Origin of the sequence: Amycolatopsis sp. NPDC058986, from assembly GCF_042741125.1 — a bacterium.
Lineage (GTDB): Bacteria > Actinomycetota > Actinomycetes > Mycobacteriales > Pseudonocardiaceae > Amycolatopsis.
Window position 1 is genome coordinate 64,531 of record NZ_JBHYJW010000037.1, and the last position, 24,932, is coordinate 89,462.

A 24,932-nucleotide genomic window follows, 5' to 3' on the forward strand; every position below is an offset into this window, starting at 1 on the left:
ACCGTCCCATGCGACGCGGCCATGACGCGAGTGACGCCGATCTCAGTGCCCCATGAGGACCACGCCGAAAGAACGGCTCGGTGTTCCTACCATGATCCGATGCGCCAAGCCGATCCGAAGCCCTATTGGAACACCAACGTCGCCCGGCACCCCGGCATCCTCCGCACTGTTCCCGAGGGATGCGCCGAGGCGCTGGACGTCGGCTGCGGAGACGGTCTGCTCGCCCGCAAGCTGGCCGGTCCGGCGCGGCACGTCACCGGTATCGACGCCTCGCCGGAGATGATCGCGCGCGCCCGTGAACTCGCCGGCGGCTCCCCGCGTCTCACGTTCTTCGAAGGCGACTTCCTCGCCGCCGATCTCCCCGCCGGGGGATTCGACTTCATCTGCTCGGTGGCCACGATCCATCACATGGACTACGAAGCGGCCCTCACCCGCATGCGCGAGCTGCTGCGCCCCGGCGGCACGCTGGTGGTGGTCGGCCTGGCCCGGGAGGCGAGCGCGGCGGACTGGGCGGTGACGATCGCGGCGGCCCCGGTCGTGCGGATCACCAAGGCACTGCGCCGCGCGCACGGTCCGGACGGGATGCCCGCGATGTCCCCGCGGATGAGCTATGCGGAGGTGCGGGCTACCGCGCGGCGGCTGCTGCCCAACGTCCGCTATCGGCGGCACCTGCTCCGCCGATACTCCCTGACCTGGGTGAAGCCCATCGGCTAGCCCAGTGCGATCGGCGCGGACGAGTCGTATAGGGCGTTATACGACTGGCGTCGCCGGACGGGCGCCGTCCAGCACTTCCCCAGGGAGCCTTCACCGTTCGCCGCGGATGGTGCGGCGCAGTCTCGGGACGCGTTCGGCGAGTGTCCGTTCGGCTCCGCGTTGCGTCGGGTGGTAGTAGTCCTTGCCCACCAGCTCGTCCGGCGGATACTGCTGTGACAGCACCCCTTCGGGGACGTTGTGCGGGTAGCGGTAGCCCTGCGCGTTGCCGAGCTGCTTCGCGCCCGCGTAGTGCCCGTCGCGCAGATGGGGTGGCACGGTGCCGATCCCGCCGGCGCGGACGTCGGACAGTGCCGCGTCGATGCCGGTGATGACGGCGTTCGACTTCGGCGCCGTTGCGAGGTGCACGGTGGCCTGCGCCAGCGCGAGCCTGCCTTCGGGCATGCCGATGAACTGGACGGCGTGCGCGGCGGCGACCGCCGACTGCAACGCGGTCGGGTCGGCCATCCCGATGTCCTCGCTGGCGTGCACCACCAGGCGCCGCGCCAGGAACCGCGGGTCCTCCCCCGCCTCGATCATCCGTGCCAGGTAATGCAGCGCGGCGTCCACATCGGACCCGCGGATGGACTTGATGAACGCGCTGATGACGTCGTAGTGCTGGTCGCCGTCGCGGTCGTAGCGCACCGCCGCCTTGTCCACTGTGGACTCAACGACGGCGAGGTCGATGGTCTTGCCCTCGGTGGAACCCGCCGCGTCGGCCGCCGCCTCCAGCGCGGTCAGTGCCCGGCGCGCGTCGCCCCCGGCAAGGCGGACGAGGTGCGCCCGCGCGTCCTCGGTCAGCGTCAGCTCGCCGCCGAGACCGCGTTCGTCGGCCAGCGCGCGTTCGAGCACCTCGACGATGTCGTCGTCGGTCAGCGGGCGCAGCTGGAGCACCAGTGAGCGGGACAGCAGCGGCGAGACCACGGAGAACGACGGGTTCTCGGTGGTCGCCGCGACGAGCAGGACGGTGCGATCCTCGACCGCGCCGAGCAGGGCGTCCTGCTGGGTCTTGGAGAACCGGTGCACCTCGTCGATGAACAGCACGGTGTTCTCGGCGTTGTAGGCCCGTCTGCGGCGGGCTTCCTCGATGACGCCACGGACTTCCTTCACCCCGGCCGAAAGCGCGGACATCGCGACGAACCGGCGCCCGGTGGCGATGGAGACGAGGTTCGCCAGCGTCGTCTTCCCGGTGCCCGGCGGGCCGTAGAGCAGCACGGACGCGGGCGCCGCGCCCTCGACGAGCCTGCGCAGCGGCGCGCCCTCGCGCAGCAGGTGCTGCTGGCCCACGACCTCGCCGAGCGAGCGCGGGCGCATCCGCACCGCCAGCGGCGAACTCGCCGGGTCCGCCTGCGTGAGCTCCGGATTCGCCTCGGTCGGCTCCGGCGGCGGACCGAGGTCGGGGTTCACCGTGAAGAGTTCGTCTTGCGCCACGGTGTCGACGTTAGCCGCTACCCCCGACACGAATCGCCACGGGATGCGACGTCAGCGAGCCCGCTCACGGAACGAGCGCCACATGATGGCCGCGGCGTAGGGCAGGAACTCGCCGCCGCGGCGCCACAGCCACGGGATGCCCTTGAACACCAGCCAGCCGACGTGCGCCGCGGTGCTCGGGTCGGCGCCGCCGGAACAGGTCAGGCTCACCGGTTCGGCGATCTCGAACCCGGATTCGGCCAGCAGCGCGGTGAATCCCTGCGCCAGCATGCGGTGTCCCAGCTCGGACGGGTGCAGCCGGTCGACGCTCCACGCGGCGAGGTCGTAGGCGCCAGGCATGGTGGCGAGGTCCAGGCACGGCACACCCTCGCGCTCGACGACGGCGTCGATGGCCTCGTTCAGCTCGGCGACGCGGGCGCTCAGCGCGCGGCGGATCGACGCCGGGAGCCGGAACACCTTCGCGTGGTCGTGGTAGCGGACGGGGATCACGGTCGTGCCGACGGCGGCCAGCTCCCGCAGGACGACGGTGAGGTCGGCCGCGATGGCGTCCGCGTCGAAATCCGGGCGCAGCGTGTCGTTCATGCCCACCACGAGCAGGGCGGCGTCCGGCCGGTGCGCGACCGTGGCGGGCAGCTGATCGCGACGCACGCAGCTCATCCGCGCGCCGGTGAACGACGGGTTGAGGTAGCCGTCCGGTTCGACGCCGAGCGCGGCGGCGACCAGCGGGCCGACCCCGCGCCAGCCGCCCCGGCGCGGCAGCGGATCGCCGAGGCCGACGGCGGTCGAATCGCCGAGGACGGCGAGCCGCCCGGCGCGGCGGGCCACCGGCACGAGGTGCGGGCGGCGCGGCTGGTGGGGTTCGGGGAACTCGGTGACTTCGATGCCGATCACGGTCACGCTGACGACCATCGGGCATCGAAACTCACCTGCGGTGATGACTGGGTAACGCGGCGAGGACGCGTCGGCGAAAGTTGCGTGCGCCCGATGCCGTCAAGGCCACCTTATGGGCGTCCGGTGCCGTCAAGGCCACCTTGCGGGCGTCCGGTGCCCGTAAGGTGGCCTTAACGGAACGCCGGGTAGTAGGCCAGGTCGGAGTGCGGGCCCAGCCGGGCGCCGAGCGCCGCCGCGACACGCGTGGCGTGCTCGGCGATGTCCGTCAGCCGCGCGTACCCGGCGTGTTTCGCCAGCTCACGCCACCACGTGACCAGTGCGGCCTCGCGGCTCACCGGTGTCGCGGGGCGGCTCAGGTCCAGCGTCGGGAGCATCTCGAAGGTGCGGAGCCACACCAGCAGCATCTCGCTCGTGGTCAGCTGCTCGGCCAGCATCTCGTCGTCGGCGAAGGCGGGCCACACCGCGACGACCTCGGCGCGCCAGGCGGCGATCATCGCCTCGCTCATCCCCGCGGGCAGGGCGAGCGCACCGGGCGAGGACGCGAACGGGATCCGCAGGTACGCCGCGTCGACGAGCGCCGTGCGCACGAGCCCGCGCTCGAAGTCCAGGAAGCGCACCCCGGCGCTGGTGACGAGGTTGTTGTCCGGGCTGAGGTCGACCGGGCTGAACGCCCGGTACGCCGGGGAACGCGCCTGGTCGGCCGCCTGCGACAGCCGTTCGCGGACCGCGTCCGGCGTCGGCACGTCGAGCTTCTCCTCGAGCAGTTCCGCGACCCGCTCGCAGGTCGGCAGGGTGAGGTCCGCGCATTTCACCGGGCCGCCCAGCCGCCGCAGCAGCGCGTTGAAATCGGCCTCGCGGTCGGCGGTGCCGGCGTGCAGCCTGCCCAGCGAGCGCGCCCATGACAGCAGCGCGCGCTCGGCGGCGCGGGAGTCACGGGCGTTCAGCTTGTCTTCCAGCGTCGGGGCGCGGCCCAGGTCGTCCAGCACCAGGACCCGGTCCCGCGCGTCGTGTGCCAGCAGTTCGGGGCACATCCGCTCCCCCGCGGTCAGCGCCGTGAACAACTGGTAGCTGACGGCTTCCTGCGCGTACGGATCCGGTTTGCCCGGTTCGGGCGGATCCGGGTAGTGCTTGATGACCAGCGTGCGCGGCAAGGAAAACGGGGAGGAAGCGACACGCGCTCTGACCACCGTCGCGGGGCCGCTCCCGGCGAGATCCTCCGGGGCGACGAGCGTGATCGTGCTGCCGAACCGGCGCGCGAGAACGGACTCGCCGGCTGCGACCGCCGCCGCGACGGCGAGGTGTTCGGCTCCTGCTCCGACGGTGGAGTCGTCGGCGGAGGAGGTGTCGACTGTCATTGTCACCGACCCTACTCGTGACTGAGCAACCATGACCACTGACATCCGGACAAGCGGCTGCGGTGCGGATGAGAAGGATCACCCGCGTGAAAGCGGACGTTCCATCGACGGGGAACGTTGCACGCGACGGCGCAACATCAGCACAATGGCCGCAGCTGCAACGATTCCGATGAGGTTCACGACGAGCTGACCGAGGGATCCGAGGAACCGCAGCCAGTTTCCCGCGACGATGGCGACCATCGCGTAACCGGCCGCGGGCACAGTCGTGACCGAAATGAAAACTCCCACCAGCGCGGCGGATTTGGCCGACGTCATCGCGAGCATCCCGGCGGCGCCCGCCAGCAGCGCCACGACGAGCGAGAGCGGCCCGACCTTGTAGACGAAATCGACCTGATGGTTGTTCACCACGGTGTCCACGTCGAAGAGCCCGGTGACGGAGCCGAGCAGCACCACCCCGAACGTCACCGCCATCGACACCGGGAACCCGATCGCGAGCGCGGTCCCGGCCTGGCGCACCAGATCCCACCGCCGCAGCACCAGCCCGACCGCGATCGCCGCCAGGGGCCCGAACTCCGGGCCGACCACCATCGCGCCGACGATCGTGACCGCCGAGTCGGTGAGCACCCCGACGGCGGCGAGCAGGCACGCGATGGCGAGGAAGGCCAGGAATGTCGCGTTGAAGCGGGATTCCTCGCCCGTGCGGCCGAGAAGTTCCTGCCACACCACGGCATCCGCGCCCTCGCCGGGAGCCGCTTCCTCCGCGGCGTCGGCCGCGTCGGACAGCGCCGTGTCGACGGCCTCCAGCGTGATTCCGCCGCTGTGGTCGAGATCGAGCGCGCACAGCGCGTCGACGATCTCGTCGGCGGCCTCGCGGGCGACGTCTGCCTCGATCAAGTCGCCCGGCGGGCTCACCGCGACCCCGCGATGCGCGATCAGATGTGCCGTCCCGGCGTGTGCCCGCAGGACGGTGAGTGCTTCCTCGGTCCGTTCCGGCGGGCACACCACCCTCAGGTGCAGCATCAGTTCGCGGGCGGCACCGGCTTGGCGTCGATACCCGCCTCCTTGCGCTGCTGCGCGGTGATCGGGGCGGGCGCGGCGGTCAGCGGGTCGAACCCGCCGCCGGTCTTCGGGAACGCGATGACGTCGCGCAGCGAGTCCGAACGCGACAGCAGCATGACGATCCGGTCCCAGCCGAAGGCGATACCGCCGTGCGGCGGCGGGCCGAACTGGAAGGCGTCGAGCAGGAAGCCGAACTTCTCCTGCGCCTCCTCGTCGCCCAGGCCCATGATCTCGAAGACCTGCTTCTGCAGCGCGGCCTGGTGGATACGGATCGACCCGCCGCCGATCTCGTTGCCGTTGCAGACGATGTCGTAGGCGTAGGCCAGGGCGCTGCCCGGGTCGTCGGCGAGCTTGGGGATCGAGTCGGGCGTCGGCGAGGTGAACGCGTGGTGCAGCGCGGTCCACTTGCCACCGCCGACCGCGACGTCGTCGCCGATCTCCTCGACCGGCACGAACATCGGGAAGTCGACCACCCACACGAACGACCAGGCGTTCTCGTCGATCCGGCCGAGCCGCTTGCCGATCTCGACCCGCGCGGCGCCCAGCAGTGGCTGGACGTCGGCGGCCTTGCCCGCGCCGAAGAAGACGCAGTCGCCCGGCTTCGCGCCCGCCGCCGCGGCGACGTTGGCTCGCTCGGTCTCGGAGAGGTTCTTCGCGACCGGCCCGCCGAGCGTGCCGTCGGTGTTGACGAGGATGTACGCCAGCCCGCGCGCGCCGCGCTGCTTGGCCCACTCCTGCCAGGCGTCGAGCTGGCGGCGCGGCTGGTCGGCCCCGCCCTCCATGACGACCGCGCCGACATACGGCGACTGGAACACGCGGAACGGCGTGTCGGCGAAGAACTCCGTCATGTCGGTGAGTTCGAGGTCGAAGCGCAGGTCCGGTTTGTCCGAACCGTACTTCGCCATCGCGTCGGCGTAGGTGATGCGCGGGATCGGCAGCGGGATCTCGTGGCCGATGAGCTTCCACAGCGCCTTCACGACGCTCTCGCCCAGCGCGATGACATCGTCCTGCTCGACGAAGCTCATCTCGATGTCGAGCTGGGTGAACTCGGGCTGCCGGTCGGCGCGGAAGTCCTCGTCCCGGTAGCAGCGGGCGATCTGGTAGTACCGCTCCAGGCCGCCGACCATGAGCAGCTGCTTGAACAGCTGCGGCGACTGCGGCAGCGCGTACCAGGAGCCGGGCCGCAACCGGGCCGGGACCAGGAAGTCGCGCGCGCCCTCGGGGGTGGAGCGGGTCATGGTCGGGGTCTCGACCTCGACGAAGTCCTGCTCGTGCAGTACCTCGCGGGCCACCCGGCTGACCTCGCTGCGCAGGCGCATCGCGGCCGCCGGGCCGCTGCGGCGCAGGTCGAGGTAGCGGTGCTTGAGGCGGACCTCCTCGCCGACGTCGACGCGCTCGTCGATCGGGAACGGCAGCGGCGCTGCCTCGGAGAACACCTCCAGCTCGGTCGCGAGGACCTCGATGTCGCCGGTCGGGATCTCGGCGTTGGCGTTGCCCTCGGGCCGCGTCGCGACCTCGCCGACGACGCGGACGCAGAACTCGGAGCGCAGCTGGTGTGCGCGCTCGGCCATCTCGCCCTCGCGGAAGACGACCTGGGCGACCCCGCTCGCGTCCCGGAGATCGATGAAGATCACGCCGCCGTGATCGCGCCGCCTCGCCACCCATCCGGTGAGGGTGACGGTCTGACCAGCATGCTCGGCACGCAGGGTGCCGGCTTGGTGAGTGCGGAGCACTGCGACTGCTCTCCTTCGGCAGGGGGATTCCGGGCGGTTTTCGCCAAGCGCACAGGCTAACGAACCGCACCGGGCGCGGCGTCACCAGGCCCGGCGGCTCACAGCAGCCGGAGCTGCTCCGCCGGGTTCGCCGGGACGGCCTCGGCCGCCGGTTCGACACGGTGGCTCCGCTGCTCGGGCAGGTTCTCCGGCAGGTCGAGGCCGTGCCGCCGCAGTAGCGGCCCGACCCGTTCGCCGAGCCGCTCGCGGTAGGCCTTGGTGACGTAGCTGCCGCGCGCGTACAGCTGTTTGTACCGCGGCACCAGCGCCGGGTACTCCCTGGCCAGCCATCGGGCGAACCACTCGCGGGTGCCGGGCCGCAGATGCAGCGGCAGCACGGTGACCCGGCTCGCGCCCACGTCGGCGAGCCGCCCGAACAGCGCGTCCAGCGCCTCGGCCGAGTCGGTCAGCCACGGCAGTACCGGGGCCACCATCACCGAGCACGGCAGCCCCGCGGCCCGCGCCTTCGCGACCAGGTCCAGCCGGGCGGCCGGGCTCGGCGTGCCGGGTTCGAGCCGCCGCTGCAGGTCGCGGTCGAGCAGCGCGATCGACACCGCCAGCCGCACCGGGACGTCCGCCGCGACGCTCTCCAGCAGCGGGAGGTCCCTGGTCAGCACGGTGCCCTTGGTGAGGATCGAGAACGGTGTTCCGGAGCGGGCGAGCGCGGTGATGATGCCCGGCATCAGCCGGTAGCGGCCCTCGGCCCGCTGGTACGGATCGGTGTTCGTGCCCATCGCGACGTGCTCGCGGGTCCAGCCGGGCCGCCGCAGCTGCGCGGCCAGCACCTGCGGCGCGTTGACCTTCACCACGACCTGGGTGTCGAAGTCGCGGCCCGCGTCGAAATCCAGGTACGTATGGGTGTTCCGCGCGAAACAGTTATGGGACACCATTCCATCGGCCACGAAGTCGCCGGTGCCCGTGGTGATGTCGAACAACGGCAGCCGCAGCCCGAGCGGTTCGACCGAGACCACCCGGCGGCGGCTCGCGCCGATCGCCGTCCCGTCGAGCGACCGCTTCCAGCCGACCGCCGGATCGCAGGCGTGCAGGAACCGGATCACCTCGGCGGTACCGCCGCGCAGCTTCACCCGTTGCTCGCCGCGGTCGTAGCCGAAGCCGGACGCCTCCAGCGCGGCACACAGCGCGTCGACGATCTCCGGCTCCTCGTGGGTGATCCGCAGCGCGCCGCGCCGGTAGCCGCCCGCGAGGTCGAAGACACCGGCGAGGAAACCGTGCCGCCAGTGCGCGTCGGGTGTCTTCGGGACGCGCAGAAACCCCACCGAGGAGCCGAAATCCGGCAGATACCGCACCGCGCGCGCCGTCGCGTCCGGTTCACCGGCGAACCCGCCGGAGCGCAGCATCCCGCACAGGTACCCGGCGCGGTAGCCGAGCGTGTCGTCCGGTGTCGCGGCGAACCGGCCCACGCCGACGAGTTCGGTGCCCTCGGCCAGATGCGGCCGCTGCGCGACGCCGAGCCTGCTGCCGGTCACGAACCGCCACCCTCGCCCGGACAGGAACCGATGGTCCTCCCCCGCGACGAGCCGGGTGCCGTCCTCCAGCGTCACCCGGTACGCCTCGCGCACGGTCGACCAGTGCGCGAGCACGGTGGTGGGCACCAGCCTGCGTGCCGCGCCATGCCCGCGGGTGCCGTAGATCCGGTCACCGGCGCGCAGCTCGGACAGCGCCCGCGTGCGCCCGTCGGCCAGCAGGATCCGGGTGCCGCCCTCCAGGCAGTACGTGCAGGCGTGGGAGCAGCCGCGGTACGGGTTGACCGTCCATCCGAACGGGACACCGGAGCCCTCGGGCACCTTGTTCAGTACCGAACGAGCCCGCACCTCGTGAAAGGTGACGCCGTCGAACTCCGGTGGCCGCACCGTTCGCACCAGGCCCTCCAAGCCTGGCAGTACCGGCTCCACCCCCACCCGCTGTCGTTCCCATCGCACTCCGCCAGTCGAACACATGTTCTAAAGCAATGTCAAACCGGTTCGGTCACATCCGGCGCTCGACGCGCCCTGGCCGTAACGCTGATCGGCGTCGCCAAGATGTGTGTTGTGCGCCAAGGTCGCGACGCAACTGGGGAGCAACGAACATGGAATACCCGCCTATGCCGCCGGTCGGCCTTCCGGGCTCGGCGAGGTCCGGTGCGGGCGTGCCCGTGACCGCCGCGGTGCTGGCCGCGCTCGGCGGGCTGGCGGCCATTCCCGCCTGCGTGCTCATGGTGGTCCTCCTGGGATCACAGCACATCCTTGGCAGCTTCCCGCCCTTGTTGCTGGGCGAATTCGCGGTGCAGGCTCCGTTCCTGCTGATCGGCGGGATCCAGCTGTATCGCAGGAGGAAGCCGGGACGCTGGCTCACTCTCACGGGCAGCGCGGCAGCGGTCGTCCAAGGCGCAGCGCTGGCGGTCGTTTTGGTCCAGGTCAAGGACAACACCCTCACAGCGGGTGCCGGCTCGATCATCCTGATCGTGCTCGCGGCGCTGGTCGTCCCGGCGGCGGTGACTCTTGTCCTGGCGGCACTCAAACCAACCGAGAACTGGGTCCGCGTGTCCTTGCTCGAATCCTGACGACTCGGGTTTCCCCGGCGAGTTTCGCCCGGGTCAGGGCTCGAGGTCGGCCACGCCCCTGCCGCTCGTGATGTCGAACGGCACGGAAACCTGGTCGTGCGCGATCAGCCAGGTGCCGCCGATCTTCCGGAAGCAGAACGTGGCCCGGACCCACATCCCGCTCGTCTCCGTCCCGTTCTTCAGCGTGCCACCGAGACGACCGAAGCCGTGCCCGAACGCCACCTCGTCGTCCACGGTGAGCTTCAGATCACGAATCTCGTAACGTACCTTCTCGAAGAACGTGAACACGTTCACCCAGTTCTTCAGTTTCGCCGCTGTGCCCACGTGCTGCAGCGGCGGCTCGACGTCGAAGGACACGATGTCCGCCGCGTAGAGCTGCTCCAGGCCTTCGAGATCCTTGTGCCGGAGCCCTTCGCCGATTTTCCCGATTTGCCGCCTGATCGCGGCTTCGTCTTCCTCGCGCTGCGCGGTCATCTCGATCCGTCCCTTCCATTCCGGCTTCTCACCGGTCCGACGACACAGCGCCCCGGAATGTCAGGCCCGCGAACGGAGCGTCCCGCCCGGCCACATCGGACGTGCGGTGTTCAGCGACCACACATGGCGACGTCGAGGATCTCGAACCGGAGGTCGTCGCCGTTGGTACCGGCGGCGGTGCTGAAGGTGTTGGTCACCATGGTCGCGTAACGCCCGTCATCCGTAGCCGCCGTCCAGGTCGCGTAGCCGACGACGTTGCCAGGGTGCCCCCACGCGTCGCCGCCGCAGGACAGCGTGTGCTTCACCAGGCCGAGCCCGTAGTCGTAGCCCGCGGGCGCGCCTGCCGTCGTAACCGTTGCCGGCGAACACCGCCGCGCCCGGCGCGTGCCGCAGCGCGCGGTCCAGCAACGCCTTGGTACCGGCATGGGTGTCCGCAGCCTGGGCCGCGGCCGGCGTCGACACGGTGAACGCGGCGGCCGCCATGACGGCCACCGCACAGGTGACCGTTCTCTTCGACACTGGCGTGCTTCCCACCTTCGAGTCGTGTTGCTCGCGGTCCGGACGCCAATCACAACCGATGAAATCCCGATGACACGACGTCGCCGGTCTCCGCGCTTCCACGAAGCAACGGACATCCTGAATCCCAGGAACGACACGGAAACTATTATGCAGCAAGGAAAAGTGCGTTTTCGAGGTTCACCCGATCGATAGCACACATGTTCGATCAGGCGGCGTATCGTTGATGTCGTGGCAGTCGACAGCAGCACCTCCGCAACGCGCACCGAGTGGTGGCGCGTCGATGTCGACTGCCTGCTGACACGGCTCTTGGAGTCCGAGTGTGTGCAGCGTCGGGAAGCCGCTGTGCAGGGCGAGGTGATGGCCGAGCTGGAACGGCGCGGGATCCGCGATACCACCGGCTATGGAAGCCTCATGCGACTGTTGCAGGAGACGCTGAACATCCCCTACGCCGAAGCGAAAGCACGCGCGACAAGAGCACTAGCGCTGAACAGCACTCACGATCTCACCACCGGTGAACAGCCACCTGCGGCACCCGCGACTGCGCAGGCCGCCGCCGAGGGCGCGGTCGGCGCCGCCCAGATCGACGAAATCCTCCGGGTCCTCGACAAACTCCCCAAGACAGCCCCGGTGGATCAGCGGGAGCAAGCCGAGAAGATCCTCGCCGAACTCGCCCGTGCCGCCGGACCCCGAGAAATCCGTGCCGCCGGGCGGCGTTTGTTGAGTCAGCTTGATCCGGACGGTCGGGAGCCGAAAACCCGCGAACCGAAACCGTTCCAGCCCGAGTTCTCCATCGCACCGCACCGTGACGGCGGACATCAGATCAAGGCCCGGGTGGACGACGAGACCTCCGCACGCCTGCAAGCCATGCTCGACCCACTCGCGAAACCACGCCCCGCCACCGAAGAGGAGGGGCGCGATACCCGAACCCAGTGGGAACGACGCGGGTGTGCCTTCTCCGAACTGGTGCGGATGTGGACCGAACACCCCGACCTGCCGACACAGGCCGGAGAAGCCACCCACATCGTCGTCACCGTCGGGCTCAAAGAACTACGGTCCGGGATCGGACAGGCCACTCTTGATCTGCTCGGCGAGATCACCGCATCCGAAGCACGACGACTCGCCTGCGACGCCAAGATCATCCCCATGGTCCTGGGCACGCACGGCGAACCCCTCGACGTCGGCCGAGCCCAACGCCTCGCCACCCCCGCCATCCGCCGCGCCCTCACCCGCCGCGACGGCGGCTGCGCCTTCCCCGGCTGCGATGCCCCCACCTACCGTTGCACACCACACCACGTGACCTACTGGGCACACCACGGAGAGACCAAAGTGGACAATCTCGTCCTCCTCTGTTCCGTCCACCACAAGGTAATCCACCACTCCCAATGGGAAGTCCGAATCACCACCGACGGACTCCCGGAATTCGTGCCGCCCGCGTGGCTGGACGCCACCCGCACACCACGACGCAACACCATCCACCTCAGAACGTGAGCCGCAGCGAACGAGCGATGAGAGCCGCCCTGCCCCATGGCCACAGTCCGGTTTTCTCAGTACGCGGGTGGCGACGGGCGTCTCTTTCCCCGTGGCCAGGGTCGTGAATGGCACATTCGCGACCCTGAGCGTCCTCAATGAGGTTTTCTCACAAAGGGTTCCGGGGCTGTGGGTGCTGGATGTGCCGTACGACGTCGTCGGTGCGCTGGCCTCGGCGTGCGACAAGGCGCCCCTGGGTGCGGTGGACGCACCCAGGGCGTCCCTCGGACTTCCCCGCACGAGCCGACAGCATCGCGGGGAAGCGCCCACCAGCAAAACCGCCCCTCGCACCTACCGAGAAGACCTCGATGTGCCATGCACGACCTCTCGGCCGAACGCGTCGCGGCCCCGTCGGCTCGCCCTTCGGGACACCACGACAGAGCGATGGATCACCCAAGGGCCACAAAGGACACTCATTCGCCATGCGGCGCGGTACGGAGCGGGTCGTAGTCGAGCCACGGGTCCTGGAGGAACTCCTGCCACCGCGGATCGTGGCCGGTCCGCTTCAGCCGGAAGTACAGCGCCCGCCGCGTCCGGTCCGTCATGTTGCCGCCGATGTTGTGGCCCAGCAGGAAGTGCGCCAGCAGCAGATCCCCCGCCCTGCCCCGGATCTGCTCGGGTTCGGGCAAGCGGATGGGCGGATAGCCGCCGGCGGCGAGGAACGCGTCGGGCCCGTGCTCGCGGAAGTACTCCGCATGCGTCAGGTGCGTGCCCGGCCAGACCCACAGATTGCCGCCGTCCTCGCCGAGCTGGTCGGACATGAGCACCCCGGCGAGCATGGTGAACGTGTAGGGGCGGCCGTCCGGGCCTGGCGGGTAACCGTCGAGATGGTGCCCGCCTGGCCGGTGCGAGAACGGCGGGATGCTCAGCGCGATCTGTACCTGCCCCGGCACCTCGAGATTTCCCGTACCGACCAGGGATTCCGCGTACGACCAAGCCGGGCTGTCCGTCACCACCGCCAGCAAGGCCGGGACGTCGGCCGCGTCAGGGAAGTAGAAATGCGGCCCGACGACCTGCCCGCCCGGCGGGTCGGCTGCCACCAGCTCATCGATGCTTCGCGCCGCCTCCGCCACCGCGTTTTCCGGAACTGCCTGTGGAATCACCACGAAACCGCGTTCGGCGAACTCGTCCAGCCGTCGCTGATCCAGCATGATCGGCAGCGTAGCGACGCCGCGCCAAGGCGGCGAACGATTTTCCGGCGAACCGGTCAGGAGCGCAGGGCGGCGCGGGCGCGCTGCCAGTCCGTCACCGCGTCGAGCCCGGCGTCGATCTCCGCACGCAGCAGTGCCGCGATCAGTTCGGCGACGTCCTCGCCCAGCAACTTCGGCGCGTTCTCCTCGAACGCCGCCAGTGCCTCCCATGGCGTCGTGGCCAGTTCGCCGACGGCCTGCCCTGCCGGTGGTGGCGTCAGGCCCTCGGCGAGTCCGGCACGTCCGGCGGCCAGCAGCGCGGCAACGACGAGGTGTGGCGAAGCGTCGGCTCCGGCGAAACGGAACTCCAATCGTTGCCCTGCCCCGCTCCCGGCGAGCCGGACCGACGCGGTGCGGTCGTCGACGCCCCAGCGCACCACCCGCGGCGAGAACGGCGCGGTGCGCAGCCGGACGTAGCTGTTCCACGTCGGCGCCCAGACCGGTGTCAGCGCTCGTGCGTACTGGAGCACTCCGGCGAGAAACCCGGACAGCGGGCCGGAAAGTCCGGCACCGATCGGCGAACCGTCTGTTGTGGACAGTGACAGGTGGACGTGGCCGGAGTTGCCGTGGCCGGTTTCCGGTGCCGCCGCGTAGTCGGCGGTGACGTCGTGCGCGGCGGCCTTGCGGCGCACGATCAGCTGCTGGAGCAGGACGTCGTCGCAGGCGGCCAGCGCATCGCGGTGCCGGAGCACGATCTCGTACTGTCCGGGGTGGCATTCCGCCCGCGCCGATTCGACGCCGAGACCCGCACTGTCCAAAGCAGAGCGCAGATCGGCCAGCAGCGGCGTCAGCCGTTCGGTGCCACCGACTGCGTAATCCACGCCGTGCGACGTGAGCGGCGCGCCACCGGAGTCGCGGAAGACGACCTCGTGCTCGATTCCCACCGACGGCGTGAGCCCCAGTTCCTCCAGCGCCGCGAGCTGCCCGCGCAGGATTTCCCGGGGTGCCAGCGCCGCCGGTTCACCCGATGGCCACGCGGCATCGCCGACCACCGCCCACATTCGCTCACCGAGCGGCACCGCGGACGCCGGATCCGGCAGGACAGGAAGATCTCCGAATCCGCCGACATAGCGGGTCACCGCGCTGCCTTCCGGTAACGGCAGCGGTTCCCGTTCCGGTGTCCACGCGAAGACGTAGCCGCACACGCCGTAGCCGTCGTCGAGTACCTCGGCGGCGAACGGCGCGTTCAGTTCCACGGCCGCGAACCGCGCGTGCGGATCGGGCACCAGCAGCAGCAACCGCGCGCCCGGCTCGGCGAGCCCGGCCCGCAGCACCGGCGCCGCCGCGCTCGCCGCCGCCGCACGAGCGGCCAGCGAGCGAGCACCGACCGGCCGCGAGAACGGGCTCACCACGCGCCGTCCGGGTCCGGCCCGGACAACGGGTTCGGCACCCGGCCCCAGCGCACGTCGAACTCGTCGTCCCGCTCGACCTTGTCGAAGCCCTGCCCGGCGAGGTGCTCGCGGTTCAAGGTCACCCGCTCGACGTCCGGTGCGAACAGCATGCACGCGTCGAACCGCTCGGCGACGTCCGGATTCTCGTCCCGGTACCGGCCGACGACGGCGCGCACCAGCTCCCAGAACCGGGCCCGCGCCAGCCCGAGGTCGTCGAGCAGGATCTCCGCCCAGAACCGCAGTTGCCCGGAGAACACCGAACTGAACAGCGACTGCGCGAGCAGATGCGGCGCCCAGCGCAGCATGTCCGCGGCCGCCTCGGGTGGCAGGTCGGCGTAGCAGGCCAGCTCCTGGTCCATCAGGTCGACGCCCTGCGCGAAGTCCTTGATCACCACCCGCAGCGGGCGCCCGCCGGGGTCGGTCACCAGCACCAGGTTCTGGCCGTGCGGGCAGAAACCGACGCCGTAACGCAGCAACCAGTGCAGGAGCGGGGTGAGCAGCAGGTCGAACAATCGCGCCAGCCATTCCTCGGCGCTCTCCCCGGACCGGCCGATGAGTTCACTGAGGACGGAGACCCCGTCCGCGTCGCGATACGGCAGCGCGGCGAAGGAAATGGCCCGCTCCCCCTCGGCCAGCCGCGTCACCAGCGGCTCGCGCCACAGTGCGCCGAGCGTCTCGTGGAACCGGTACGGCAGTTCCTCCAGCGCGCCGAACACCGGATGCCGCACCGAAACGCTCGCGACCTCGCCGAGCAGCTCGAACCGGTACTTCTCCGAAAGCACCGGGTCCGCGTCGTGAATACGCCGCAGCCAGGCCGTCACCGACGGCCCCGCCAGTGTCGCCGCCGAGTTGAGTCCTCTGTAGACAAGTGTGTTCCGTACCGACACGGCGGTCTTGACATCGTGCCGATCGGGCCTGGCCATGTTCGCCAGCGTCCGGATCGTCTGATGTGGACGGTAGTGGTCCGCCGACTCGCCGAGGTCGATCATCGCGCCGGTGGCGAGTTCGGCCGCGTACAGCGTGCCGACGATCTCGTCGGCCTGCCACGGGTGCACCGGCACCCAGAGGTAGTCGGCGGGATCGCCCACCGCGGCGACCCGTGCGGTGAACTCCGCGCGCTGCGACTCGTCGAGTTCGCCTTCCAGCAAGGCTTTCGCGCTCAGTTCGTCGACGCAGCGGAACTCGGCGTGGTCGCGGTGCACGGCCAGCCAGCGCAGCCGGATGTCCGCGCCCGCCTCCGGAGCGAATCGGGCACGGTCGGCGGCGGAGAACCCGACCCTGCCCTTGTTCAGCACGAGCCGCGGATGCCCGGTCAGGTGCCCGTCCGCGACGTTGTAGTCCATCGTGGACAGTTCAGCCGCCGACGGCGCCCGCCGCAGCCGCGCGGCCTCGTTGGTCACCGTCGCGGTCAGCTCCGCCAGCACGTCGGCGAGCCGCAAACCGGTCAGCCCCAGGGTTTTCCGCGCATCGACCACAAGCGTGCGCGGGTCGTCGACGGACACGGCGGGACCGTCGCCCACCTGCCGGGAGGCACTGCCGGGCAGGACCGTCCACGATTCGAACGCGCCCCGACGCGCCTGGAAGGCGTAGACGACATCGCCGGGCAGTTCGAGCCGCCACCGCCGGTGGCCACGCTCGGTCTCTTCCCCCGCTTCGGGCACGAGCATCGCCTCGTACGACAGCTCGCCGAGCATCTTGTGGGTGATCAGCGCGCCCGCGGCGCGCCACGATCCCGCGTTGTCCATCCTCACCCTTCCTGTCCACTCCCGAGCCCGAACGTGGTGAACGCGGTGCGGGCGGGCAGTTCGTAGACCGCCTTACCGCACACCGCGTTGAGGATCGCGGCCGCGCGCCACGCCCCGAGCCCCAGATCCGGCGCGCCCGGCCCGTGCGTGTGCTTTTCCGCGTTCTGCGCGAAGAGCGTGCCGGCGATGGCCGCGTCGAGTTCCACCCGGTAGTCCGCGCCGATCTTCAGCCGCCCCCGCGCGTCCCGGTGGACCGCGTCGCCGAGCCCGGACAGCAGCGGGCCGGTCGGCGTTTCGGCGTAGCCGGTGGCCGCCACCACCGCACCGGTGCGCACGACCGCGGTCCGGCCCTGCTGGACATGCCGGACCTCCAGCGAAAACCCGTCGTCCACAGTAGACACCGAGACGACCTCGACTCCAGGCGTCAGCGTCACCTCCGGCCAGCCGCCGCCGATGCTGCGCCGGTAAAGCTCGTCGTGGATGGCGGCGATCGTCTCGCCGTCGATTCCCTTGTACAGCTGCCATTGCGAGGGCAGCAACTCGTCGCGCACCGCTTCGGGGAGAGCGCGGAAGTACGCGGTGTAGTCGGGCGTGAACTGCTCCAGCCCGAGCTTCGAGTACTCCATCGGCGCGAACGCCGGCGTACGCGCGAGCCAGCGCAGTCCGTCCACTGTGGATCGTGAGCGCAGCAGGTCGAGGAACACCTCCGCGCCGGACTGCCCGGAGCCGACCACGGTCACGGTCTCCGCGGCCAGCAGCGCTTCCCGGTGGGACAGGTAGTCGGCGGAATGCAGCGCGAGCGCGTCCGGATCCTCGACGAACGCGCGCAGCGGTTCCGGCACCGAGGGCACCGAACCGACGCCGAGTACGACCGACCGCGCCAGCACGGGCTCCGCGCCGGAGATCGTCAGCTCGAAGGCTTCCCGTTCGGCCGACCAGCGCACCCCGGTCACCCGGTGGCCGAAGTGGCAGCCCGGCAGGCGTGACGCGGCCCAGCGCCCGTAGTCGTCGTACTCCGCGCGCGGCAGGTGGAACCGTTCGGCGAAGTAGAACGGCAGCAGGCGCCCGCGTTCCCGCAGGTAGTTCAAAAAGGACAGTGGACTGGTCGGGTCCACGAGGGACACCAGGTCGGCGAGGAACGGGACCTGCAGGGTCGCGCCTTCGACCAGCAGCCCGGGATGCCAGCGGAATTCCGGGCGTGCCTCGAACAACGCGACGTCCAGCCCGCTGATCGGCTCGGCCAGCGCGGCGAGCGACAGGTTGAACGGGCCGATCCCGATGCCCGCAACGTCGTAGGACCTCATGACACCACCGGACTTCCCGGCATGGCGGCGCATTCGGCCTCCGCCGCCGCGACCACCCGCTCCAGCAGCGCGCGGTAGTCGCCGGCCTTCGCGTGCGGGTGCAGCAGCGTGAGCTTGAGCCAGAGCTGCGGCGCCCCGTCCGGCCCGGTCGGGAGCGCGGCGCGGCCGATCACCCCGGTGCCCGCCTCCAGCAGCACGCGGCGGATCCCGGCGACGAGTTCGTCCGCTTCGGACCGTCCATCCACGACGGTGGGCCGAAAGACCACAGTGGACAGTTCAGGCGGGGCGAGCAGCCGCAGCGCGGGATGCGCGTCGATCACCGCGGCGACCTCCGACGCGGTGGCGCGGCACCGCTCGACCAGCGCTCCGATCCCGTCGGTGCCCAGCGCCCGCACGGTGACCGCCATGCGGAAGGCGTCGGGACGCCGTGACGTCCGGATCGAACGGCCCAGCAGGTCCGGCAGCCCGGCCTCGGTGTCGTCGTCCGCGTTGAGGTACTCCGCGCGCACGCTCAGCGCGGCGAGATCGGCGGTCTCGCGGGCGGCGAGCAGCCCGGCCGCGACCGGCTGCCAGCCGAACTTGTGCATGTCCAGCGCGACCGAGTCGGCGAGTTCCAGCCCGGCGAGCAGCGGCCGCAATTCGGGACTGCACAACGCCATTCCGCCGTACGCCGCGTCGACGTGCAGGCGCGCGCCCGCGCGGCGGGAGATCCTCGCGATCTCCGGCAGCGGGTCGATCGCGCCGGTGTTGGTGGTCCCGGCGGTGGCGACGACGACCACGGGGCCGTCCAACGCGGCGAGGGCCCCGGACAGTGCGGCCGGGACCACGCGGTCGTCCTCGCAGGGCACGACGACCGGGGCGGGCAGGCCGAGCAGCCACGCGGCACGCGCGACGCTGTGGTGGGCGTTCGCCCCGCACACCGGGCGGACCGGGACACCGGGCGAGGCCTCGCGGGCGAGCAGCAGGCCGAGCAGGTTCGATTCGGTGCCGCCGGAGGTCACCACGGCGTCCGCGCCAGGCGCGTCCGGGTAACACAACCGGGCGATTCCCGCGGTGAAAGCGCGTTCCAGCTCACTCGCCACCGGGGCCTGGTCCCACGAGTCCATGGACGGGTTGAGCGCGCCCGCGACGACGTCGGCCGCGACCGAGACGGCCAGTGGCGGGCAGTGCAGGTGCGCCGCGCAGGCCGGGTCCGCCGGATCGGCCGAACCCGCGGCGAGCAGGTGACTCAGCTCGGCGAGCGCTTGCTCGGCGCCGACGCCGGTGCCGGGCAGGGTCCCCGTCCCGCCCCCGGCCGCGGTGAGCGCGGCCGCGACCGCGGCGGGCCCGCCCGCGGGTACCGGTCCGCCACGTTCGGCGATACCGGCGGCCATCCCGGCCAGTGCGACCGGGATCAGCTCACCGAGCCGCGCGGCGCCGCCTTGACCACCGGCGAGGGACTCTTCGCGCATGTACCCGCCTTTCTTAGGGTTGCCTTGCCTACCCTGAGCAACAATACGGACACCGTCCGGAGCCCGGCATCCGGGTGGCGCCCGGCGTCCAGCATGGTCGACTCGCCCGCCGCGACGCGTCCGCCATCGGGTGAGAAACTGCTGGGTATGCCTGTGACTCCGGCGACCCGATGGGACGTCCTGCTCGCCATCGGCGCGGGCGGGGCACTCGGCAGCGTCGCCCGCTACGGCCTGTCGGTCGCGCTGCCGCACGCGCGGGGCGCGTTCGCGATGTCGACGCTGCTCACGAACGTGCTGGGCTGTCTGCTCATCGGTGTGCTGATGGCCGTCATCACCGCCACCGCGCAGCCACACCACCTGCTGCGGCCGTTCCTCGGCGTCGGGGTTCTTGGCGGCTTCACCACGTTCTCGACGTTCGTCGTCGACACCCTCGACGCGCTGAGCACCGGCCGCCTGCTGATCGGGCTCGGTTACGTCGCGGCGTCGGTGCTGCTGTGCCTGTGCGCGGTCACGGCGGGGCTCGTCGCCACCAGGAGCGTCACCCTCCGAAAGGGACAGTGATTCCGAAAGGGACAGTGATGGAGGAATCGGGAACCGCCACCCGCCTGACGATCTACGTCGGCGAGGACGACCACTGGCACCACAAGCCGCTCTACCACGAGATCGTGCGCCGCGCCCGGGACGCCGGGCTCGCCGGGGCGTCGGTGCTGCGCGGGGTCGAGGGCTACGGCGCGAGTTCGCTGATCCACACGACGCGAATCCTTTCGCTGTCGGAGGATCTGCCGGTGGTGGTCGTGATCATCGACGAGGAGCCGAAGCTCCGCGCGTTCCTGCCGCAGCTGGACGAGCTGATCGGCGAAGGGCTGGTGACGCTCGACCAGGTCGAGGTGGTCCGCTACGTCGGCAGGCAGCCGAAGTGACGTTGCTCTTCGTGGCGCTCGGCGGCGGTGCCGGCGCGATCCTGCGGTACCTGACCGACCGGCGCGTGCAGCAGTGGCGCGGTTCGACGTTCCCGTGGGGCACCCTGACCGTCAACGTCGCGGGCTCGCTGATCCTCGGCGTGCTGTCGGGGTGGGCGCTGCACGGTGGGCAGCCGTCGGCGGTGCGGTCGCTGGTCTCGGTGGGCTTCTGCGGCGGGCTGACGACGTTTTCGACGTTCGGCTACGAGACCTTGCGGCTGTTCCTGGAAAAGACGCGGCTCTACGCGGTGGTGAACGTCGTGGTCACGGTGCTCGCGGGCCTGACCTCCGGCACCCTGGGCCTCCTCCTGGCCTCCGCTCTCTGGTCCTGACCCACGTGAGCTGAAGGGGACTTTCCTCGCATCGCATGCGACGAAAGTCCCCTTCAGCACGTCCTACGCGACGAACGTCCCCTTCAGCTCAGCGGCGTGGGGCCAGGGCGCGGGCCTGCTCGAAGGGATCCTCGCCGGTGGGCAGCAGCGCGATGACCGGCGTCGTCAGTCCATTGTCCACATAGGACTGGACCTGCTCGCGGCAGGAGTCGGGGCTGCCGTGGATGACCAGCTCGTCGACCACCGAGTCCGGGATGACCTCGTTCGCCTTCTTCCGGTCCCCGGCCGCCCACGCCTCGTGCATGGGGGCCAGCGCGCCGCCCCGGCCCAGCCAGTCGTGGAACGCGGCGTACACCGGCACCGTGAGATAGCTCGAAATCAGCATCCGCCCGAGCCCCCGGGCGGCGTCCGCGTCTTCCGTGGGACACACGAAGATCCGCGCGGCCAGCTCGACGTCCGGGCCGATCTCGGCGCGCACGCGCGGAACATCCGACGCGGCCAGCCAGTTCGTGATCGCGCCGTCCGCCTCACGCGCGGCGAGCCGCAGCATGCCCGGCCGCAGCGCCGCCAGCATCACCGACGGCGGCGGGTCCACCGGACGCTCCAAACGGAACTTGCTCACCGCGAACGTCTCGTACTTCTCGCTCACCTTCTCCCCCGCCAGCGCCGAGCGCAGGAACCGCAGAGTGTCCCGCGTCCGCGCGAACGGCGCCTCGAAGGAAGCGGCGTTCCAGTTCTCCACGATCACCGGGGACGACGCGCCGATGCCGAGCACGAACCGGCCCGGCGCCAGCTCGGCCACCGTCGAAGCCTGCATCGCCAGCAGACCCGGCCCGCGCGTGTACACCGGCACGATCGCCGTTCCGAGCCGCAAGGACGGCGCCCACTGCGAGGCGAGCACGAGCGGAGTGAACGCGTCGACACCCGCGGTCTCGGCCGACCAGACATCGGTGTAGCCCAGATCGGGCAGTTGCTCGACCAGCTCGCGGTGCGCGGCGAGCGGGACCCCGGTCAGCGGAATCGTCAGACCCCAGCGGCTCATGAGGCGTTCTCCTTCACGGCGGCGACGGCGGACAGTTCACGCACGATCCAGTCGACCTGCGTGCGCATCATGTTCTCCGCGACCTCCTCGGCCTGCGGCGTCATGTGGGTGGCCCCGGCCAGCGGCAGGAACACGTGCGGGCGTCCCTTCGCCAGCAACGCCGAGGAGAGCCGCAAAGCGTGCGCCACGAACACGTTGTCGTCGGCCAGCCCGTGGATGATCAGCAGCGCGCGGCTCAGCTCCCCGGCGTCGGCGATCAGCGAGTTCTGCTCGTAGGTGTGCGGATTCTCCTGCGGCGTCCCGAGATAGCGCTCGGTGTAGTGCGTGTCGTAGAGCGACCAGTCGGTCACCGGCGCGCCCGCGACGGCCGCGTGGAAGACGTCCGGGCGGCGCTGCACGGCCAGCGCGGAAAGGTACCCGCCGTACGACCAGCCGCGGATCGCGACCCGCTCCAGGTCCAGCTCCGGGTGCAGCTCGGCGGCGGCGTGCAGCGCGTCGACCTGGTCGGCCAGCGTGACGTCGGCAAGGCGGCCGGCGATCGCCTTCTCCCACTCCGGCCCGCGCCCCGGCGTACCCCGCCCGTCCGCGACGAGCACGGCGAAACCCTGATCCGCCAGCCACTGCGACGTCAGGAAGGCGTTGCGGCTCTGCAGGACGCGCTGCGCGTGCGGGCCGCCGTACGGGTCGAGCAGCACCGGCAGCTTGCCTTCGCTCTCCTCGTACCCGCGCGGCAGCAGGAGCGCGGCGCGCAGGCCCCGCTCCCCCAGCGTCAGCCAGGTCAGGTTCGGCACGACCTCCGGGTCCACAGTGGACGAAACGATCTCCGCGACGCGCTCGCCGTCGCGCAGCACGCTCACCCGGGGTCCGCTGTACTCGAGACTCCACGAGGCGATCACCGTCAGCGCGGCGGAGCCGGCGCCGTGGTGCACACCGTCCGCAGTGGACAGACGACGCACGGTGCCGTTTTCGGTGCGGTAGACGTGGATCTGCGTCGAGTCCGCTTCGGACGCGCTGAACAGCACCTCGTCCCCGACGTGCAGCACCGAGCGGACCTGCGTGCCGGGCGGCGTCACCGCGACGCCGTCGACCACCAGCCGGTGGTCGCCGTCGGCCGCGCTCTCCCGCACCAGCTTCCCGCCCGACGTCCACGCCGGGACACCCTGGGTGATCTCGACCCACCGGCCGTCCACCTCGGCGTGCAGCGTCCCGACCGAACCGTCCGCGACGTCGAGCGCGAGGATCTCCATCCGCCGCTGGTCCCGCGACTGGACCGTCAGCAGCGGCCTGCCCGCGGCCGACCAGTGCACCGAGACCAGGTACTCCCAGTCGCCGCGCGCGACGTCGACGCGGCTGCCGTCCAGCCCCAGCACCGCCAGCGACACGTCGGCGTTCGCGGTGCCCGCCGCCGGGTACGCGACGACGTTGGCCGGGTTCTGCGGGTTGGCCGGATCGGCGATGGTCCAGCGCGGCACCGGCCCGCGGTCCGACCGCTCGACGAGCAGGCTCCGCCCGTCCGGCGCCCACCAGTAACCGCGGACGCGGTCCATCTCCTCGGCGGCGATGAACTCGGCGAGCCCCCAGGCGATGTCCTCGCCGTCCTCCTCGACCAGCGCGCGGTCCTCGCCGGTGGCCAGTTCGATCACCCGCAGGCGGCGATCGCGGACGTAGGCGACGTGCGTGCCGGACGGATTGGGCCGCGGGTCGATCACCGAACCCTCGACGAGCACCGACACCGCGCCGCTGCGCAGGTCCAGCGTGTAGAGCTTGCCGGACAACGAGAACGCGGCGACCGTGAACGCATCGTCGACGGCGTAGCCGACGACCCCGCCGCCGGTCTCACGGCTGCGCTCGCGCCGGGCCCGTTCCTCGGCGGGCAGTTCCTCCTCGCCTGGCAGCAGCTCGGCGGCGTCGACCAGCTTCGTCTCCTCACCCGAAGCCAGATCGAGCGACCACAGGCTGTGCCGCGGGTCGGTGCCGGTTTCGGCACGCAGGAAGAGCACGCGCGAGCCGTCCGGGGCGACCCGGAACTCCTTGGGCGCGCCCAGGGTGAAGCGCTGCGTGCGGGACTGGCGGCGGAGGAACGGAAGAGCATCAAGGGAGCTGTCGGTCACGCTCGCACTCTTTCAGATGATCAGGCGCTTACGCCAACACCGCAGGTTCGAAGTACTTTTTACCGCTGAGAACCCATCAGCGCAGTTTCTCCAGCTCGGCGTCGACGTCGTAGCCCGGCTCGGGGAACTTCGGTGCCATGTCCGTGAGCGTCTCGATCAGCAGCTCCGCGACCGCCCAGTTGCGGTACCACTTGCGGTCGGCGGGCACGACGTACCAGGGCGCGGTCGTGGTCGACGTCCGGCGCAGGACGTCGGCGTAGGCCGTCTGATAGGCGTCCCACGCGGCACGGGCTTCGAGGTCGGCGGGGTCGAACTTCCAGCGTTTCTCCGGCCTGAGCAGCCGCGCCTTGAGCCGTTTGAGCTGCTCCTCCGGCGAGATGTGCAGGAAGACCTTGACCACCGTGGTGCCCTCGTCGGCCAGTTCACGCTCGAAGGCGTTGATCTCGGCGTAGCGCTTGCGCCACTCGGCGGCGGGCACGAGCTTCTGGACGCGCGGGACCAGGATGTCCTCGTAGTGCGACCGGTCGAACACGCCGATCAGGCCCGGCGAAGGCAGCTGACGCCGGACGCGCCAGAGGAAGTGGTGACGGCGTTCCGCGGCGGTCGGCTTCTTGAACCCGGCGTAGCGCACGCCCATCGGGTTCACCAGGCCGAGCACGTGCCCGACGGTGCCGCCCTTGCCCGAGGTGTCCATGCCCTGCAGGACGAGCAGGACGCTGCGCCCGCCCCCGCCGACGCCCTCGGCGTAAAGCGCTTCCTGCAACGCCGACAGCCGCTCGCCCGCGCTGTCGAACTTCTTCTCCGCCTTGGCCTTCTTGTCCGGCCCCACCGGGGACGAACCGGGGGCGGGCAACGGGGTGTCCTTCTCCGCCCGCAACGCGTCCCGCACGCGGCTCGCCGGATCCTGCTTCTTCGCCATCCGGCGACGATAACCATGTTCGCGCGCGATCGCCCGGCGAAAGATCGCGAATCGGTTACGCAGCGTTTCGCTGCTGTAAAGCCTCAAGCACGCAACGATCGAATGGTGGAAGCAACGTTTCCCGGATGAACTCTCCGCGTTCAGCGCTTA

22 protein-coding genes are annotated in these 24,932 nt (G+C 70.7%); 6 read left to right on the forward strand and 16 right to left on the reverse strand.

Annotation, left to right across the window (positions count from 1 at the left end; all coding sequences use genetic code 11):
* Positions 1-99 precede the first annotated feature (99 nt).
* Entirely contained in the window at positions 100-714 is a 615-nt protein-coding gene (locus ACFW0G_RS28775; RefSeq protein WP_378328539.1) for a class I SAM-dependent methyltransferase, read from the forward strand.
* A gap of 90 nt (positions 715-804) precedes the next feature.
* On the opposite strand, the gene ACFW0G_RS28780 is transcribed toward ACFW0G_RS28775, so the two are convergent.
* From ACFW0G_RS28780 to ACFW0G_RS28805, 6 genes are all read right to left on the reverse strand, one after another.
* On the reverse strand, positions 805-2,181 hold the full coding sequence (locus ACFW0G_RS28780) for a replication-associated recombination protein A (RefSeq protein WP_378328540.1): 1,377 nt from the start codon (positions 2,179-2,181) through the stop codon (positions 805-807).
* Between the two features lie 51 nt (positions 2,182-2,232).
* Complete coding sequence (locus tag ACFW0G_RS28785; RefSeq protein WP_378328541.1) at positions 2,233-3,090, reverse strand: SGNH/GDSL hydrolase family protein; 858 nt, start codon at positions 3,088-3,090, stop codon at positions 2,233-2,235.
* Positions 3,091-3,242: 152 nt separating this feature from the next.
* On the reverse strand, positions 3,243-4,427 hold the full coding sequence (locus tag ACFW0G_RS28790) for a phosphotransferase (RefSeq protein ID WP_378328542.1): 1,185 nt from the start codon (positions 4,425-4,427) through the stop codon (positions 3,243-3,245).
* Between the two features lie 78 nt (positions 4,428-4,505).
* Positions 4,506-5,447, reverse strand: a complete 942-nt coding sequence (locus ACFW0G_RS28795; RefSeq protein ID WP_378328543.1) for a DUF389 domain-containing protein — start codon at positions 5,445-5,447, stop codon at positions 4,506-4,508.
* The gene (aspS, locus tag ACFW0G_RS28800) at positions 5,447-7,219 is read right to left on the reverse strand and encodes an aspartate--tRNA ligase (protein WP_378328544.1); all 1,773 of its coding nucleotides are present in this window, start codon (positions 7,217-7,219) and stop codon (positions 5,447-5,449) included. The genes ACFW0G_RS28795 and aspS overlap by 1 nt, the downstream gene beginning before the upstream one ends.
* Positions 7,220-7,317: 98 nt before the next feature.
* Complete coding sequence (locus ACFW0G_RS28805; RefSeq protein ID WP_378328545.1) at positions 7,318-9,216, reverse strand: intein-containing Rv2578c family radical SAM protein; 1,899 nt, start codon at positions 9,214-9,216, stop codon at positions 7,318-7,320.
* A 194-nt stretch (positions 9,217-9,410) separates the two neighbouring features.
* Between ACFW0G_RS28805 and ACFW0G_RS28810 the strand changes: the two genes are divergently transcribed.
* Entirely contained in the window at positions 9,411-9,818 is a 408-nt protein-coding gene (locus ACFW0G_RS28810) for a hypothetical protein (RefSeq protein ID WP_378328546.1), read from the forward strand.
* A 33-nt stretch (positions 9,819-9,851) separates the two neighbouring features.
* Here the strand turns inward: ACFW0G_RS28810 and ACFW0G_RS28815 are convergent, their stop codons facing one another.
* Both ACFW0G_RS28815 and ACFW0G_RS28820 read right to left on the reverse strand, forming a co-directional pair.
* Entirely contained in the window at positions 9,852-10,292 is a 441-nt protein-coding gene (locus ACFW0G_RS28815; protein WP_378328547.1) for a YybH family protein, read from the reverse strand.
* A 216-nt stretch (positions 10,293-10,508) separates the two neighbouring features.
* Positions 10,509-10,811, reverse strand: a complete 303-nt coding sequence (locus ACFW0G_RS28820) for a hypothetical protein (protein WP_378328548.1) — start codon at positions 10,809-10,811, stop codon at positions 10,509-10,511.
* Between the two features lie 228 nt (positions 10,812-11,039).
* Here ACFW0G_RS28820 and ACFW0G_RS28825 point away from each other — a divergent pair, with 228 nt between their 5' ends.
* Positions 11,040-12,299 carry a DUF222 domain-containing protein gene (locus tag ACFW0G_RS28825; protein WP_378328549.1) on the forward strand — a complete coding sequence of 420 codons (1,260 nt, stop codon included), beginning with the start codon at positions 11,040-11,042 and terminating at the stop codon, positions 12,297-12,299.
* Between the two features lie 452 nt (positions 12,300-12,751).
* On the opposite strand, the gene ACFW0G_RS28830 is transcribed toward ACFW0G_RS28825, so the two are convergent.
* Genes ACFW0G_RS28830 through ACFW0G_RS28850 form a run of 5 tightly spaced genes read right to left on the reverse strand, consistent with a single transcriptional unit; the run spans position 12,752 to position 19,419 of the window.
* Positions 12,752-13,489 carry a phytanoyl-CoA dioxygenase family protein gene (locus ACFW0G_RS28830; protein WP_378328550.1) on the reverse strand — a complete coding sequence of 246 codons (738 nt, stop codon included), beginning with the start codon at positions 13,487-13,489 and terminating at the stop codon, positions 12,752-12,754.
* 56 nt (positions 13,490-13,545) lie between these two features.
* Positions 13,546-14,877 carry a glutamine synthetase gene (locus ACFW0G_RS28835; protein WP_378328569.1) on the reverse strand — a complete coding sequence of 444 codons (1,332 nt, stop codon included), beginning with the start codon at positions 14,875-14,877 and terminating at the stop codon, positions 13,546-13,548.
* The gene (locus tag ACFW0G_RS28840) at positions 14,874-16,664 is read right to left on the reverse strand and encodes an IucA/IucC family protein (protein ID WP_378328551.1); all 1,791 of its coding nucleotides are present in this window, start codon (positions 16,662-16,664) and stop codon (positions 14,874-14,876) included. Before ACFW0G_RS28840 ends, ACFW0G_RS28835 begins: the two co-directional genes overlap by 4 nt.
* Positions 16,665-16,666: 2 nt before the next feature.
* Positions 16,667-17,968, reverse strand: coding sequence for a lysine N(6)-hydroxylase/L-ornithine N(5)-oxygenase family protein (locus tag ACFW0G_RS28845; protein ID WP_378328552.1), 1,302 nt, complete (start codon positions 17,966-17,968; stop codon positions 16,667-16,669).
* Entirely contained in the window at positions 17,965-19,419 is a 1,455-nt protein-coding gene (locus ACFW0G_RS28850; RefSeq protein ID WP_378328553.1) for a pyridoxal phosphate-dependent decarboxylase family protein, read from the reverse strand. The genes ACFW0G_RS28845 and ACFW0G_RS28850 overlap by 4 nt, the downstream gene beginning before the upstream one ends.
* A 147-nt stretch (positions 19,420-19,566) precedes the next feature.
* Between ACFW0G_RS28850 and ACFW0G_RS28855 the strand changes: the two genes are divergently transcribed.
* Genes ACFW0G_RS28855 through crcB form a run of 3 tightly spaced genes read left to right on the forward strand, consistent with a single transcriptional unit; the run spans position 19,567 to position 20,710 of the window.
* Positions 19,567-19,980, forward strand: a complete 414-nt coding sequence (locus ACFW0G_RS28855) for a fluoride efflux transporter FluC (RefSeq protein WP_378328554.1) — start codon at positions 19,567-19,569, stop codon at positions 19,978-19,980.
* A gap of 17 nt (positions 19,981-19,997) precedes the next feature.
* Positions 19,998-20,339, forward strand: coding sequence for a DUF190 domain-containing protein (locus ACFW0G_RS28860; RefSeq protein ID WP_378328555.1), 342 nt, complete (start codon positions 19,998-20,000; stop codon positions 20,337-20,339).
* Positions 20,336-20,710, forward strand: a complete 375-nt coding sequence (crcB, locus tag ACFW0G_RS28865) for a fluoride efflux transporter CrcB (protein WP_378328556.1) — start codon at positions 20,336-20,338, stop codon at positions 20,708-20,710. The genes ACFW0G_RS28860 and crcB overlap by 4 nt, the downstream gene beginning before the upstream one ends.
* A gap of 88 nt (positions 20,711-20,798) precedes the next feature.
* On the opposite strand, the gene ACFW0G_RS28870 is transcribed toward crcB, so the two are convergent.
* The 3 genes from ACFW0G_RS28870 to ACFW0G_RS28880 form a co-directional block, all read right to left on the reverse strand.
* On the reverse strand, positions 20,799-21,752 hold the full coding sequence (locus tag ACFW0G_RS28870; RefSeq protein ID WP_378328557.1) for an LLM class F420-dependent oxidoreductase: 954 nt from the start codon (positions 21,750-21,752) through the stop codon (positions 20,799-20,801).
* Positions 21,749-23,863: a prolyl oligopeptidase family serine peptidase gene (locus tag ACFW0G_RS28875; RefSeq protein WP_378328558.1), complete on the reverse strand. Its 2,115-nt coding sequence runs from the start codon at positions 23,861-23,863 to the stop codon at positions 21,749-21,751. Before ACFW0G_RS28875 ends, ACFW0G_RS28870 begins: the two co-directional genes overlap by 4 nt.
* 76 nt (positions 23,864-23,939) lie before the next feature.
* Positions 23,940-24,782: a PPK2 family polyphosphate kinase gene (locus tag ACFW0G_RS28880; protein ID WP_378328559.1), complete on the reverse strand. Its 843-nt coding sequence runs from the start codon at positions 24,780-24,782 to the stop codon at positions 23,940-23,942.
* Between the last annotated feature and the right edge of the window lie 150 nt (positions 24,783-24,932).

What these genes read in the sequence shown, in the direction of transcription:
- ACFW0G_RS28855 (WP_378328554.1), top strand. Translation starts at nt 19,567, where the DNA reads ATGCCTGTGACTCCGGCGACCCGATGGGACGTCCTGCTCGCCATCGGC.
- ACFW0G_RS28815 (WP_378328547.1), bottom strand. Translation starts at nt 10,292, where the DNA reads ATGACCGCGCAGCGCGAGGAAGACGAAGCCGCGATCAGGCGGCAAATC.
- ACFW0G_RS28790 (WP_378328542.1), bottom strand. Translation starts at nt 4,427, where the DNA reads ATGACAGTCGACACCTCCTCCGCCGACGACTCCACCGTCGGAGCAGGA.
- ACFW0G_RS28840 (WP_378328551.1), bottom strand. Translation starts at nt 16,664, where the DNA reads ATGGACAACGCGGGATCGTGGCGCGCCGCGGGCGCGCTGATCACCCAC.
- ACFW0G_RS28845 (WP_378328552.1), bottom strand. Translation starts at nt 17,968, where the DNA reads ATGAGGTCCTACGACGTTGCGGGCATCGGGATCGGCCCGTTCAACCTG.
- ACFW0G_RS28860 (WP_378328555.1), top strand. Translation starts at nt 19,998, where the DNA reads ATGGAGGAATCGGGAACCGCCACCCGCCTGACGATCTACGTCGGCGAG.
- ACFW0G_RS28870 (WP_378328557.1), bottom strand. Translation starts at nt 21,752, where the DNA reads ATGAGCCGCTGGGGTCTGACGATTCCGCTGACCGGGGTCCCGCTCGCC.
- ACFW0G_RS28775 (WP_378328539.1), top strand. Translation starts at nt 100, where the DNA reads ATGCGCCAAGCCGATCCGAAGCCCTATTGGAACACCAACGTCGCCCGG.
- ACFW0G_RS28805 (WP_378328545.1), bottom strand. Translation starts at nt 9,216, where the DNA reads ATGTGTTCGACTGGCGGAGTGCGATGGGAACGACAGCGGGTGGGGGTG.
- ACFW0G_RS28785 (WP_378328541.1), bottom strand. Translation starts at nt 3,090, where the DNA reads ATGGTCGTCAGCGTGACCGTGATCGGCATCGAAGTCACCGAGTTCCCC.
- ACFW0G_RS28850 (WP_378328553.1), bottom strand. Translation starts at nt 19,419, where the DNA reads ATGCGCGAAGAGTCCCTCGCCGGTGGTCAAGGCGGCGCCGCGCGGCTC.
- ACFW0G_RS28795 (WP_378328543.1), bottom strand. Translation starts at nt 5,447, where the DNA reads ATGCTGCACCTGAGGGTGGTGTGCCCGCCGGAACGGACCGAGGAAGCA.
- ACFW0G_RS28880 (WP_378328559.1), bottom strand. Translation starts at nt 24,782, where the DNA reads ATGGCGAAGAAGCAGGATCCGGCGAGCCGCGTGCGGGACGCGTTGCGG.
- ACFW0G_RS28830 (WP_378328550.1), bottom strand. Translation starts at nt 13,489, where the DNA reads ATGCTGGATCAGCGACGGCTGGACGAGTTCGCCGAACGCGGTTTCGTG.